12 protein-coding genes are annotated in these 14296 nt (G+C 35.2%); 7 read left to right on the top strand and 5 right to left on the bottom strand.

Annotated elements, in window-relative coordinates; all coding sequences use genetic code 11:
* Window positions 1–155: 155 nt before the first annotated feature.
* The 3 genes from C1638_RS13015 to C1638_RS13025 all read left to right on the top strand — a co-directional run bounded on the left by C1638_RS13015 (window position 156) and on the right by C1638_RS13025 (window position 5731).
* Window positions 156–1430 carry a TolC family protein gene (locus tag C1638_RS13015; RefSeq protein WP_109621573.1) on the top strand — a complete coding sequence of 425 codons (1275 nt, stop codon included), beginning with the start codon at window positions 156–158 and terminating at the stop codon, window positions 1428–1430.
* 87 nt (window positions 1431–1517) lie between these two features.
* Window positions 1518–2633, top strand: a complete 1116-nt coding sequence (locus C1638_RS13020; RefSeq protein ID WP_109621575.1) for an efflux RND transporter periplasmic adaptor subunit — start codon at window positions 1518–1520, stop codon at window positions 2631–2633.
* Complete coding sequence (locus tag C1638_RS13025; RefSeq protein WP_109621577.1) at window positions 2633–5731, top strand: efflux RND transporter permease subunit; 3099 nt, start codon at window positions 2633–2635, stop codon at window positions 5729–5731. Before C1638_RS13020 ends, C1638_RS13025 begins: the two co-directional genes overlap by 1 nt.
* Before the next feature lie 67 nt (window positions 5732–5798).
* On the opposite strand, the gene C1638_RS13030 is transcribed toward C1638_RS13025, so the two are convergent.
* Window positions 5799–6554 (bottom strand): DUF5995 family protein, encoded by a 756-nt coding sequence (locus C1638_RS13030; protein ID WP_109621579.1) that lies wholly within the window; start codon window positions 6552–6554, stop codon window positions 5799–5801.
* A gap of 67 nt (window positions 6555–6621) precedes the next feature.
* Window positions 6622–6867 carry a hypothetical protein gene (locus C1638_RS13035; RefSeq protein WP_109621581.1) on the bottom strand — a complete coding sequence of 82 codons (246 nt, stop codon included), beginning with the start codon at window positions 6865–6867 and terminating at the stop codon, window positions 6622–6624.
* Between the two features lie 261 nt (window positions 6868–7128).
* Between C1638_RS13035 and C1638_RS22365 the strand changes: the two genes are divergently transcribed.
* Entirely contained in the window at window positions 7129–7296 is a 168-nt protein-coding gene (locus C1638_RS22365) for a bacteriocin-like protein (RefSeq protein WP_158521334.1), read from the top strand.
* A gap of 35 nt (window positions 7297–7331) precedes the next feature.
* On the opposite strand, the gene C1638_RS13040 is transcribed toward C1638_RS22365, so the two are convergent.
* The 3 genes from C1638_RS13040 to C1638_RS13050 all read right to left on the bottom strand — a co-directional run bounded on the left by C1638_RS13040 (window position 7332) and on the right by C1638_RS13050 (window position 9679).
* Complete coding sequence (locus C1638_RS13040) at window positions 7332–7802, bottom strand: YciI family protein (protein ID WP_109621583.1); 471 nt, start codon at window positions 7800–7802, stop codon at window positions 7332–7334.
* Window positions 7803–7929: 127 nt separating this feature from the next.
* On the bottom strand, window positions 7930–9108 hold the full coding sequence (gene pncB, locus C1638_RS13045; RefSeq protein WP_109621585.1) for a nicotinate phosphoribosyltransferase: 1179 nt from the start codon (window positions 9106–9108) through the stop codon (window positions 7930–7932).
* A 94-nt stretch (window positions 9109–9202) separates the two neighbouring features.
* Window positions 9203–9679: a Dps family protein gene (locus C1638_RS13050; protein WP_109621587.1), complete on the bottom strand. Its 477-nt coding sequence runs from the start codon at window positions 9677–9679 to the stop codon at window positions 9203–9205.
* Window positions 9680–9887: 208 nt separating this feature from the next.
* Here C1638_RS13050 and C1638_RS13055 point away from each other — a divergent pair, with 208 nt between their 5' ends.
* The 3 genes from C1638_RS13055 (at window position 9888) to C1638_RS13065 (ending at window position 14261) form a co-directional block, all read left to right on the top strand.
* Window positions 9888–11474, top strand: a complete 1587-nt coding sequence (locus C1638_RS13055) for a DUF8728 domain-containing protein (RefSeq protein ID WP_123838376.1) — start codon at window positions 9888–9890, stop codon at window positions 11472–11474.
* A gap of 97 nt (window positions 11475–11571) precedes the next feature.
* Window positions 11572–13158, top strand: coding sequence for a DUF8728 domain-containing protein (locus C1638_RS13060; RefSeq protein WP_123838377.1), 1587 nt, complete (start codon window positions 11572–11574; stop codon window positions 13156–13158).
* Window positions 13159–13313: 155 nt separating this feature from the next.
* The gene (locus C1638_RS13065; RefSeq protein WP_109621592.1) at window positions 13314–14261 is read left to right on the top strand and encodes an alkaline phosphatase family protein; all 948 of its coding nucleotides are present in this window, start codon (window positions 13314–13316) and stop codon (window positions 14259–14261) included.
* Window positions 14262–14296: the final 35 nt, after the last annotated feature.

The following is a 14296-nucleotide window of genomic DNA, read 5'->3' on the forward strand; positions in this document are numbered from 1 at the left end:
TCTGCTCAATCGGTATAATCTGCGGGAAACTTAAAAATAAATTCTATCCCTATCTGTTCTAATCAAACTCTAATGTTGAACTAATTGAATTTTAATTTCACTCGAAATTGCCTCTAATGTTAGAAAAATAATTTTGTGGTCTTAAATAAGAGACCTTGAAGAAAATTTTTTTTACACTATTTTATATTCATTGTTTCAGTTTCTTTTCGGCCCAGATTTCAGATACTCTGAAAATTGACAGAAAGGAAGCTGAAACGATTTTTCTTGCCCATAACCTTGATCTTATTGCTCAGAAACTTGAAATTTCCCAGGCTGAAGCAAGGGCTGTTCAGGCTAAATATTGGCCTAATCCTAAATTAAGCATTAGTGAAGTTAACCTATGGAGAACTTATGATATTGAAGAACAGCCTGCGTTGATAGGAAACTGGGGAAGAAATACACAGATCTCTGCAGAAATAGAGCAGGTAATTCAGACGGCAGGAAAGAGAAGAAAAAATATTGAATTACAGAAAATTGAAGTTGAGGGAGAAAAATATGAATTGCAGGAAGTATTGCGTGAACTCAAAAAAACGTTGAGGAATACAATTACTGAGATTTTATTCAATCAGGAACAACAAAAGATCTATCAGGGCCAGATTGCATCCATTGAGAAATTAACAAAGTCTTATCACAACCAGTTAAATCTGGGAAATATCAGCAAGGCAGAATATGTTCGTTTAAAAGCCCAGGAAATCGAATTCAAGAAAAAGCTTGTTTCATTGAAGCAGGAAATTGAAGATCAACAAGTGGAGCTGAAATCTCTACTAATGATTTCATCCCATTCTTACCTTGTGATTTCAGATTCATTTACAATGCCGGAAAAACAACTTTCGGAAATAGAATTGACCCAGTGGCTGGAAAAGGCAAAGGAAAATCGTCCGGATATCTTGATTTCGAAAAATAAAGAAAAGCATGCTTCCAAGAATCTGGAAATTCAAAATGCTATGAAGACTCCTGATGTAGCTGTTTCCATAGGCTATGACCGAGGGGGAAATATTATGAAAGACTTTATTGGGCTGGGCGTTTCGGTTGATCTTCCAATTTTCGACAGAAATAAAGGGAATATCCAGGAAGCTAGGCTGGAAATAGAAAAAAGCAAGAATGAAACCCGAAAAAATATGCTGAAGTCTGAGAATGAAATTGTCTCCGTTTTCAGAAACTATATCCGTACTCAGGAAGTTTCCGAGGAAATTGATGATGCTTATGAAGCTACATTAGATGGTTTGCTGGTGAGCCATGAGAAAAACTTTAGGCTAAGAAATATAAGTATGTTGGAATACATGGATTTTCTGGATACCTACATCGGAAATAAAATGATCATACTGGATACTAAAAAAGAACTTAATCAATACTACGAAAACCTGCAATATGTTGTGGGACAAGATTTATAAGATGTAAAGCTGTTATTGAAGCATCCCATCAAATAAGGATATCAGCGGCAATTATCCACTACCTTATAAAAATACAAACATCTACTTATGAAAATGAATACTACCCAATACATAGCAGTAATATATCTGTCTGCCCTGGTTACGCTTACAGGCTGTAAAGATCAAAAGCAGGAGAAGGAAGCAGAGAAAACATATTGCATCAGCAAGGAACTAAAAAAAGATATTAAACTGGCTAAGGCAGAAATGCTTCCCATAGAAGAAAGTATTACCCTTACCGGAGAAGTGGAGAGCAATTCTGATAAAACAGTTCCCTTTGTAAGCCTTGTAGATGGAGTGGTGATCGATACCTATTTTTCTTTTGGTGACTACGTGAAAAAAGGACAAACTCTGGCTAGTGTAAAAAGTACAGCTGTTAACGAAATGCAGGATGATACTCAAACATTACATGCACAATTGGCTGTGGCTAAAAGAAAATTGGCATCTGTAGAAGCTATGTATAAAGACGATATCGCTTCCCAAAAAGATCTTCAGGAAGCCAGAGCTGAAGTAACCATATTGCAGTCCAACATTTCTAAGACTCAAAAAAATATGCAGTTGTATTCTGCGGGGGGAAGTACAATTCAGATAAAAGCTCCTGCAGACGGATATGTTATTAACAAAAATATTTCCAAAGGAATGCCTGTTACAGCCGGTGGAGATCAGCTTTTCACTATTTCTAATTTGGATAAGGTTTGGGTAATGGCGAATGTATATGCGACCAATATGAGACACGTGTATGTAGACCAGCCTGTAGTGGTAAAGACATTGGCTTATCCAGATGATAATTTTTCAGGAAAAATCAACAATATCTCACAGGTATTTAATGAAAATGAAAGGGTATTGAAAGCCAAGATTATTATGGATAATAATGGGATGAAGCTGAGACCGGGGATGTCTGCAGATGTTGTTCTGCCTGTTAATGCTCAAAATAAAAGTGCATTGGCTATTCCTGCGAAGGCATTGATCTTTGACAATAACCAAAGTTATGTAGTGGTGTATAAAAAGGACTGTGAGTTGGAAATCAGGCCTGTAACGGAAGTCGCTTCCAACAGTCAGTATATTTATGTAGAAGGAAACTTAAAGCAGGGAGAAGATGTAATTGCCTCTAACGGGTTACTGATTTATGAAAACCTGAAAAATCAATTAAATAAGTCTACCAAGTAATGCGAAAATTTGTACAGAATATAGTTTCCTTTTCGTTAAAAAACTCACTGATTGTTCTTTTAGGGACTTTTCTTTTGCTGGCCGGAGGTATTTATTCCTATATACATACTCCTATTGAGGCATTTCCGGATGTTACCAATACAAGGGTAAGAGTAATTACCCAATGGCCGGGAAGAAGTGCAGAAGAAATAGAAAAATTTGTTACACTTCCGATTTCCAAAGAGATGAATGCTATTCCGAATAAAACCTCGGTACGTTCTATTTCTTTATTTGGATTATCTGTAGTTACAGTGATTTTTGATGACCATGTCAATGATTTTTATGCTCAACAATATGCTTCCAATAAATTAGGAAATGTAAATCTCCCCGGTGGTGCAGAATATAGTATTGAGCCTCCATCAGGAGCCACCGGTGAAATTTACCGGTATATTATCAAAAGTAAATTACCCATTAAAGAAGTTACGGCCATTCAGGATTGGGTGGTAGAAAGAGAACTATTGGCAGTTCCTGGAGTAGCTGATGTGGTAAGTTTCGGTGGAGAAGAAAAAACATATGAAATAAAAATTAACCCTACAGAATTACACAATTACGACCTTTCCCCCCTAGATGTGTATGAAGCAGTTTCGAAGAGTAATATTAATGTAGGCGGAGATGTAGTGGCAAAAGGAGATCAGGCTTATGTAGTGCGGGGGATTGGTCTTTTAGAGAAAAAAGAGGATATTGAAAATATTCAGATTGAGGTAAAAGGTTCTACCCCTATTCTGGTAAAGCACGTTGCTGAAGTAAAGGTTTCTGCAAAACCAAGACTGGGGCAGGTAGGATACAACAAAGAAAATGATGTTGTAGAAGGAATTGTGATTATGCTTCGTGGCGAAAACCCAAGTGAAGTGATTGCAAGGCTTAAAGACAGAATAGAACAACTGAATGGCGGAGAATTACCCGGAGATGTTCAGATTGTTCCCATTATTGATCGTACAGAACTGGTAAATACAACCGTTCATACCGTTTCCAAAAACCTGATTGAGGGAGTGATTCTGGTATCTATTATCGTATTCATATTCCTGTATAACTGGAGAACAACGTTTATTGTTGCCTCTGTAATTCCATTGGCTTTCCTTTTTGCAATTATTATGTTGAAGATTCAGGGGTTGCCGGCAAATTTGATTTCCATGGGAGCGCTTGATTTTGGATTATTGCTGGAGGGAACTTTAGTCATCGTAGAACATGTATTTGTTGCCCTCGAGTTAAAAGCCAAAAAGATTGGATTAAAGAGATTTAATAAAATGTCCAAACTGGGGATCATCAAGAAGAGTGCAGGAAGCGTGGCAAGTTATATTTTCTTTGCCCTATTGATCCTGATTGTAGCCCTGATGCCAATCTTCTCATTCCAGAAAGTGGAAGGCAAAATGTTCTCTCCTCTGGCATTTACACTTGGTTATGCTTTGTTGGGATCATTGATTTTGAGCTTGACGTATGTTCCGGCAATGTGTAAGCTTTTATTAACCAAAAATATTGAAGAAAAAGAAAACTTTATTTCAAGGTTTTTCAGAGTAAATATTTACAGAATCTACGAGTTCAGTATTCACCATAAAAAAGGATTTATCATTGGTTTTATGGCGTTAATTGCAATTTGTGGATGGAAGTTTTCAAACTACGGGTCAGAATTTTTACCAAAACTGAATGAAGGAGCAATCTATGTGCGTGCAACACTTCCCAACAGTGTAAATCTTGATGAGTCTGTACGATTGACCAAAGAGATGAAAGAGATTTTGATGAAGTACGATGAAGTGAAATTTGTGATGACCCAAACCGGTCGCCCCAATGACGGAACGGATCCCACAGGATTTTTTAATATTGAATTTAATATCCAGCTTAAACCTGAAAAAGAGTGGAAGAAAAAAATATCCAAGGAAAAGCTTCTCGAGGAGATGAGAGTTTCCCTTGAAAAATATCCGGGAATCAATTTCGGTTTCAGTCAACCAATTCAGGATAATGTGGAAGAATATGTTGCCGGAGTAAAAGCTCCGTTGGTTATTAAAATATTTGGAAATGATTTATTCGAACTTGAGAATTATGCCAATCAGGTAGCCAATTCTATCAGAACTGTTCCGGGAATTTCGGATGTAAATGTCTTTAAAAATATAGGACTTCCGGAACTGAGAATACAGCTTCATGATTCTAAAATGGCAAAGTATGGCGTTTCTACAGCAGACGCACAGGCCGTGATTGAAATGACGATTGGAGGACAGGCTGCAACCAAGTTCTATGAAGAAGAAAGAATGTTTGACGTGATGCTTAGGTTTGAAAAAGAATACCGCGATACTCCGGAAAAAATGGGAAATATTTTAATTCCTACTCAGGATAATAAAAAAGTACCGTTGAAAGAAATTGCTACCATAGATTATCATACCGGTCCATCCTTTATTTACCGTGAAGGAAACAGCAGATATATTGGTGTAGGATTCAATATTGAAGGACGAGATTTGGGAAGTACAATTGAAGAAGCCAAAATTAAAGTGGATAAAGAGGTGAAGCTTCCAAAGAATCATAAAATGACCTGGGCCGGAGAGTTTGAAAGTAAAGAAAGAGCTGCAAAACAGTTGGCAATGGTAGTTCCGATTTCCCTTGTTCTTATTCTCATGCTTTTGTATTTCAACTTTGGAAACCTAAAAGATACACTGATCTCTTCCATTACCTTGGCCTTTGCATTTATTGGTGGATTTTTATCCCTGTGGTTTACAGGCACCATTTTTGGAATTTCGGCAGGAATTGGTTTCATTATCCTTTTCGGGGTGGCTACCATTGACGGGATTGTCCTGATTGGAGTAATGAAAGAAAATCTGCAAAACAGAATGTCCCTTAAAGAATCAATTTCAGAGGGGGTTAAAAGTAGAATTCGTCCTGTAGTGATGATTGCATTAATGGGATCAATGGGACTTCTCCCTGCGGCAATGTCCAACGGAATGGGATCCGAAATTCAAAAACCTTTAGCCATTATGATTGTAGGTGGGCTTATCATCTGTATGCTGTTGTCATTTACAATATTACCGATTGTATTTCATTATGCCTATCGTAAAAAGCATAAGGAAACCATATAGTTTCTTTTTTATTTGTTCATTATTTGGTCGGGATCCGTGAGGAAGATCCCGACCTTTTTATTTTGATTTAAACCGTTTTTGTTGATTCCAATATTTCGATATTTTTTATCACATCACCACTTTCACACTTTTTAAGTTCCTTGATGAGAGTAGGAGTGAGGATTCTAGGGCTTACAATTTGAGTGGCAATCTTTGCTGCTGCATAATCTACAATATTGATAACCGATTCTCTGAGGAAATTTGGAGTGCTTGACGCAATTACCGCCGTTGCCCATGAGGTTTCTCTTGTTCTGGAGATAGCAAAATCCAATATGGCATTATCTTTTCCATTAGAAAGCTGATCAACAAGATCCACCGGATAGCATATTTTACTCAAAGAATCCTGAACTTTCTGGTTGATGGATGCAATAACATTATTAATGTTCTCAAAGTCCCTTTTTAAAGGATTTATTTTTCGGTAAGGCATAATGGAGGCTGCTGAAATTCCTAAATCAAGATTGATGTGGGCATTCATCCCAAGGAAGATATGCTGTAGAATTAACAGGTCTTTATTTTTGGTTGCTTCAAAGGCCAGATACCATGAATTTGTACATTTTTTGCCCTTGCTGTAATTTTCCCATGCTTCAAGATATCTTTGTGCGAAAGCAATATCAAGCATTGTCATTCTTGGGTTGTCCTCAAATTTTTTCTGCTGAATTCCTTTTAAAACCTGTGCTGTCATAATGCGGTAAGTACAGGCGAAATATCCTGCCGGACTTTTATTTTCCTTGCACCAGATAATAATAGCATCCAGTTTTTGTAAAACTTCCTCAATGGTTTTCATGGTGGTTTTTGTTTACTTAAAGATAATAAAAAAGTGAGCCGGATTGACTCACTGTATAGACTAAAGATTAAGGTATAAAAATAGGACCTGGGTCAATAGGCCCAATAGGTTCAAGAACCAATGGTTTGCACATTGCGGCCGGTTGGCATGTTCCCCCCATGCATATAAAATTAGTCATTGTTGTTGAGCCGTCAGGGCATCTGATCATGCCTTCACCATGGCATCCTCCGGGACATTCTGGCAGATGTAAATACCCGCCGAATACATCTTTCAGCTCTGTTCTTGAAAGTTTTGATACATTAATTTTTTTCATGGAATTAATTTTTAATTATGGTATTGTTGGCAAACTACTCACAATTAGATTGATAAGTGGAATTGCTAATAAGCTAAAATAATTAAATTAATTCATTAAAACAAGAAATATGCGTTAATATTTTTGCATTATTTATATATAATTGTTTGGAATGTAGTTGATTAAAAAAGAAATTGTATATTTATTTCCATATAAAGAGAGATAATAAAGACGAATCCGAAAATCTTTAAGAGTAGGAAATTAAACTAAACAAAATTAATCATGAAAAATTTAAAAAGCTTAAACAGAAAAGAGTTGAAAACCGTTTTGGGAGGCGCAGCATTAGCTTGTGAAACTCCTGTAGATGGAGGTTGTCCTGCAGGATACACATTCTGTAGTAATCCTTATTGCTGTTATCCACCAAGAAAACCGTATATCTGTTTTGATTAATAAAAAAATCCCTCAGCTGAGGGATTTGTTATTTCTTAAGGATTTTCTTTTGAAATTTCCTCATGGTGCTTAAGGTATAAAGGCAATGCAGCCGATCCATACCAAGGGAAGATCTCATAGCTGAAAACTCCAGCCTGAACAGCAGGATCAGTTTTTACCCATTGCTCAGCTTCTTCTTTAGATTTTGTATTGAAAATAAACATTCCACGGTAGTTTTCCTTATTCTTTTCCAGAAAAGGTCCCGCCACGATAATCTTACCCTCATCTGCTAGTTTACCAATGTTGGCCATATGTCCTTTCATCAAAGTACTCATTTGAGCTTTGTCTTCAATTTTTGTAGAACCTGTGGTAAGCATTACAATAGTGTAAGCTTTCATGCCATATTGATCTGCACCAAGAGAAGTGGCTAGTTCTTGATTGAATTTAGCCTTTTCGGTTTTCTTTTCCTGTGCAAAGTAAAGTGTTGAGGCGAGGAGGGATGCGATAAGTAATGTTTTTGATATCATATTGCTTTGTTTTGATAAATATAATAAAACCTTATAAATTTCTGAAACCTGAATTTAAAATGATGTTATGATACAAAAAAACCTCGATGGTTACGAGGTTATATTTAATAGTCTTAATGAGGTTACATTAATCTTTTATTCTTAAAAATTCTTTAGCCAGTTCAATCATTTTTGGATCACCGGTGTATTTTCCATGTTCATCAGAAAGTTTTACTGTAGGAATCCATTCTTTATTAGGAGCCTGAACTCCGATAAGCTTCATCACGATGTTCATTGGTTTTAATCCTACATCATTAGTAAGGTTGGTTCCTATTCCAAAAGAAATTCCGATTTTCCCTTTGCAATAATTGGTGATTTCCTCTACCTTTTCCAGATTCAGAGCATCAGAGAAAATGATGTATTTAAACATTGGATTGATGCCATTTCTTTGATAATGAGCGATGGTTTTATCTGCAAACTCTAGTGCATCACCACTGTCATGGCGTACTCCGTCAAAAAGCTTGGCAAATTTCTTATCAAACTGCTGGAAGAAAACATCGGTAGTATACGTATCTGAAAGTGCTACACCGAGATCTCCTCTGTAAACATCTACCCAGTGCTCCAAAGCCATTTCATTGGCCATTTTGAAGCCATATTCTGCTGCATGGAACATAAACCATTCATGAGCATGAGTTCCAATAGGCTTTACACCATATTTCATGGCAAAGTGTACGTTTGAACTTCCGATAAATGTAGATTCTTTTTTCTGTGTCAAAGCCTCCATCACAAGGTTTTGTACTTTATAGGAATGTCTTCTTCTGGTTCCGAATTCTGCAAAGGTAACTCCAAGTCTACCTAGAGAATCTGCCTTTTCAATGGTTTTGCTCATAACAACTTCATTAGAATCTCTTTCCATATGGTTCATTTCATAATGAAGCTCGCTGATGAGTGCCAATAAAGGAACTTCCCAAAGAATAGTTCTGTACCAAAGCCCTTCAACGGTTACAGACAGGTCACCGCCTTCCTGATGAATTTTTACTTCAGATGGGTCATAATGATAGCCCTCCAGAAAATCCAGATAAGGGAGATCAATATAAGGGCAGGTTCTTGCCATGAATTTCTTCTCTTCCTTGGTTAATTTCAGCTCAGCCATTTTATTGACAGCTTCTTTTAATGCTGCATCAAAACCATCTGGAAAGTGATGTTTCCCTCTGTTGATGAATTCATACTTTACAATAGAGCTAGGGAATAATTTTACCACGGCATTTTGCATGGTTATTTTATAGAAATCGTTATCTAGAATAGAGTTGAGTCTTACGTTGTTCATGATATGTGTAATTTTAACGCAAATATAAAAATAAAAAATAAAATCGCCTAAATGTAAGGCGATTTTTTTGAAATATTTCGATGATCTTTATCGGTTATTTTCCTAAATAGGAGTTGTACATCCAAACTTCTTTCTCTTGCTCTGTGATATAGTCGCTCATCTGAGAGTTGGTACCCTCGTCACCTGCTTCATCAGTGATATCTAAAAGCTCTCTCTGAAGATCAAGTACAACCTTGAATGAATTTAAGATTTGCTCAACACTTTTGTTTCCATCACTTACTTCTTTGCTTTCCTGAATGGTTGCTACTTTTAAATAATCCGAGTAGTTGTGTGCAGGAGTAGCTCCTAAAGTAAGTATTCTTTCAGCAATCTCGTCAATTTTTAGAACAAGACTATTGTACAATTCTTCAAACTTCGGGTGAAGCGTAAAGAACTGAGCTCCTTTGATGTTCCAGTGTGAACCTCTTGTATTCTGATAAAATACAGAGTAGTTAGCTAACAGTACATTTAACTTTTCTGCTATTTTCTTGCAGTCGGCTTCTTTAAGGCCAATAATACTAGCGTTTTTCATATGTATATATTTATTTTTAAGGTTATGTCCTAATTGCTTTCTTCATTCCTGTGGTTGGATGTGAAGTTATGATAATAGCAATTTTATAGGTTTATTATTTATTTATCTCAAATTTACGAAATATCGTGCCGAACTCCCTTGCTTATTGATAGATGATAACTATAAGAAAATTTTTTAAAATAGTTTGGAAGTATTAATATTGCAAATAATGAAAAGCTTCCTAACAACTACTGTATTATTTTTTGGAATGTGTATGATATACATACTCTTAATGCTTTCGGAAACTGAGAATTACTTTACCTATATATTGGATGATGCCTATATTCATCTTGCAATAGCAAAAAACCTTGCCTTTCATGGAGTATGGGGGGTGACGAAGTATGCCTTTTCTTCTACCTCGTCTTCACCTGTTTTCACAGTGGTTTTAAGTGGGCTAATCTATATATTGGGAGATCATGAGCTTATTCCTTTAGTTTTTAATGTCGTATGTGCCTTTTTTACCATATATTTTCTGAATAAATATTATGCTGATTACTTCAGTAAGTCTAAATTCATCGTATTGAGCAGTCTTTTCACATTGCTTTTTACTTCTGTTACTCTGCTTATTTTCTCGGGAATGGAGCATGTGATGCAGGTATTAGTAGTAGTTGTAAATGTTCTATGCTTTGAAAGATGGCTGAGGTCTGAGTGCAAAGATTCTTATTATTTGGGTTGGTTTTATGGCACTCTTGCTTTGCTTGGGCTGATTAGGTTTGACAGTATGTTCTATTTTCTGTCAATTGCCTTTATTTTTCTATTGCTGAAAAGATGGAAGCAGATGATCTGCGTATTGGCATTTGGTTTTATCCCTATTTTGATTTTTGGATACTTTAATTCTCAGGAAACAGGATATTTCTTTCCTAATTCAGTTGTTGTAAAGGGGGCCAAGTTTGACTTTTCCGGTAATTATTTCAAACAGGTAGCAAGTATATTGTTTAATAAATTTTTTAATAATAGGTATTTTTACTTTGCAGGTTTACTACCATTATTAATTTCTGCATTTTTAATTGTAAAGGATGTTAGAAAGGGCTTGAGTTTTCAAAAAGTTATAGCACAAAATTTTCTTCTTATCGTTTGGTGTATCACATTATTTCTGCATGTGACTTTCAGTCAGTTGACTAAAATATACAGATATGAGGTTTATATATTGATAGGCTTTGCCATGGCTATTATTCCAAGGCTTAGGTCTATTTTTGAACAGCGGAATTTTCTATTAAAGGAAAATAGGGTTATTTCTTCATTGGTTTTATTATCATGCTTAACTTTACTTTTGAAAATAGGAATCGTTAGTTATCTGATTGTGGTTGGAAGTAGAAATATTTATGAACAACAGATGCAATCAGCAAGATTTCTAAAGAAATATTATAATGAGTCTAAAGTGGTGGCTAACGATATTGGGGCCATCTGTTATTTTACCGATATCCATCTATTGGATTTTGAAGGATTAGGATCAAAGGAAGTAATGCCTTTTAGAAAAAGAATAATAGGAATAGATAATCAATTTGAAAAATTCTTAACCGAATATACCATTAAAAATAACTTCCAGCTTGCAATAGCCTATGAAGAATGGTTGGAGGGACATACCCCAAAAAATTGGAAAAAAGTTGCTATTTTAAAAATCAGTGGAAGCGGAGCCATGCTGGGGAGAGATCATTTATATATTTACTCCATCAATCCTAAAATTCATAATACCTTAAAAGAACAGGTGAGAAACTTTAACTGGAACAAAAATGTATCGGTTAAGTTAATTAACTAATTTCTTGACAAATATATCATGTTCAGTTTGCTTTCTTGAAGTGAACATATTTTATTAGATTTTTTAAAATAGTTTGGAAGTAGTAATATTGCAAATAATGAAAAGCTTTTTAATAACAGTATCTATATTTTTCGGAATATGTTTGATGTATATTCTGATTATGCTGTCTACTACAGAGAACTACTTTACTTATATATTGGATGATGCTTATATTCATTTGGCATTAGCCAAAAATTTTGCATTGCATGGAGTTTGGGGAGTAACAAAATATGCCTTTTCATCCTCTTCATCATCTCCCATTTTTACATTTATTATAAGTGCTTTCATTTCAGTCTTTGGGAATCATGCAATCATCCCTTTGGCTTTTAATATAATTGCTGCTTTTATGCTTATTATAGTTCTGAATAAATATTATTCAAATTATTTTAACCAATCCAGGTATATTGTTATTGCATCCCTGTTCACTCTTTTCTTTGCAGTATTGCATGTGCAGATTGTATCTGGAATGGAACATGTTCTGCAAGTGCTTGTAATAGCGGCGAACATTTACTGTTTTCAAAAGTGGATTAAAGATAGCTTTAAGAAAGGCATATATGCTTATTGGTTTTATTTTACCATTCTGTTATTGGGATTAATAAGATTTGAAAGCATGTTTTATTTTGCTGCACTTTCCTTTGTTTTCTTATTGATCAAGAAATTTAAGAATGCAGTACTTGTGCTTATCATTGGTTTTGTTCCGATTCTTTTCTTTGGATATTTCAATTATCCCAGAAGTGGATATTTCTTTCCCAATTCTGTCGTAGTAAAAGGAACTTTGCTGGATCTTTCCGGGAATGTCTTTTCTCAGGCGCTAGAAATTATTTTAAGAAAACTAATCTTAAATATTACTTTTTATAAAATAGGAATATTCCCATTGTTGATAGGTGTAATTTTGATATATCGGGATTATAAGAGCAAGTTGAATTTTCAAAACATTGTATTGAAAAATTTCATGTTCTTGGTTTGGAGTTTAGTTCTTATTTTACATTGCTTGTTTGGGGAGGTCAAAAGTATTTTTAGATATGAAGCTTACTTATTGGTAGCCTTTGCAATGATCCTTATTCCGAAGTTAGTTTCTTTTTTTACAAAACCATTACTAACTTTTAAAACAGAGAAAATAATAGGAACGTTTGTATTGGTAAACATGGCCTTACTTATCTATAAGTTTGGGTACGCACATACATTGATTACCAATGGAAGTGCCAATATTTATCAGCAACAGGTGGAGTCCGCCAGGTTCTTACATACATATTATAATGATTCTAAAGTGGTAGCCAATGATATTGGAGCAGTCACTTACTTTACAGATATTCATCTGCTTGATTTTATGGGATTAGGGTCCATGGAAATGGTTAAATTTAAAATTGAGAAGAAGTTTTTTGATGATGAGGTGGAAGACTTCCTTACAAAATATACTCGCGATAATAATTATCAGCTCGCAATAGCCTATGAAGAGTGGCTTGATGGTCATACCCCAAAAAACTGGAAGAAAGTGGCTGTTTTAAAGACTAGTGGAAGCTGTGCTGTACTTGGAGAGGATCATCTATATATTTACTCCATCAATCCTAAAATTCATAATACCTTAAAAGAACAGGTGAGAAACTTTAACTGGAACAAAAAAGTCACCCTTACTATTATTGAATAATGCATTACCAAAAGTCTTCAGTTAAAAGAACTTCTTATTTCATCATTGGATGACTTGAACTTAAATTGTTAAGGAATAGATAACAATTTATTAATAAACTCTGAGTACCCGTTTTCTAGCTTTGCACTTTAAATCTATAAAAAGTAAAAAAAGCTATGAAGAAGATCTTCTTGTATTTCAGTTTGTTGTTTTCAATACTTTCATGCAGTAGTAATGATACAGAAGCACAAACAAAAACCGAGGAAAAATATCAAACTAAAAATGTAGTTCTGTTAGTTGTTGACGGTCCTCGTATTTCAGAAACATGGGAAGCGGCCAATAAAGAGAATATACCAAACAGAGTGGGTTTATTGAGTCAAGGTGTTTTTATCAGTAATTTCAGAAATAACGGAACCACCAATACCAACCCCGGTCATAGTGCCATGTGTTCAGGGGTATACGAAAACATTAAAAATAATGGTACTGAGTTACCCGGGTTTCCATCTGTAATGCAACAATGGTTAAAGTATACCGGAGCAGATAAGACAAAAGCTTGGGTTATTGCTTCCAAGGATAAGTTAGAAGTCTTGAACAATTGTAAACTTGAAGAATGGAACGGAAAATTTCAACCGAGTGTTGATTGTGGAGTGAGCGGTAATGGCTCTGGATACCGTGCTGATGCTGTAACAATGGCAAACACAAAGGAAGTAATGAAAAAATATAGCCCGAATGTTATGGTTATTAATCTTAAAGATGTAGACTCTTATGGACATGCTAATAACTGGAGCGAATATATTAAGGCTATAAAAACTACAGATGCTTCCATTAAGGAGATCTGGGATTATATCCAGTCGCTTCCTGCCTATAAAGATAAAACAACGCTGATTGTTTCTAACGATCATGGAAGACATTTGGATGCTAATGGAGGGTTTGCAGAACATGGAGATGATTGTGCAGGTTGCAGACATATTGAATTCTTTGCAATGGGTCCGGACTTTAAAAAGAATACAACCATCAGCACTGGGAATTACGAACAGATTGATATTGCCAGTACAATGGCTGAGCTTTTAGGAATGCCTAAACAATACATGAAAGGAAAAGTAATAAAAGATGCTTTTAAATAATTTTTATTTTTTTGTTGTCAGTTTTCATAATCTAA

The organism is Chryseobacterium oncorhynchi, from assembly GCF_002899895.1.
GTDB classification, from domain to species: domain Bacteria; phylum Bacteroidota; class Bacteroidia; order Flavobacteriales; family Weeksellaceae; genus Chryseobacterium; species Chryseobacterium oncorhynchi.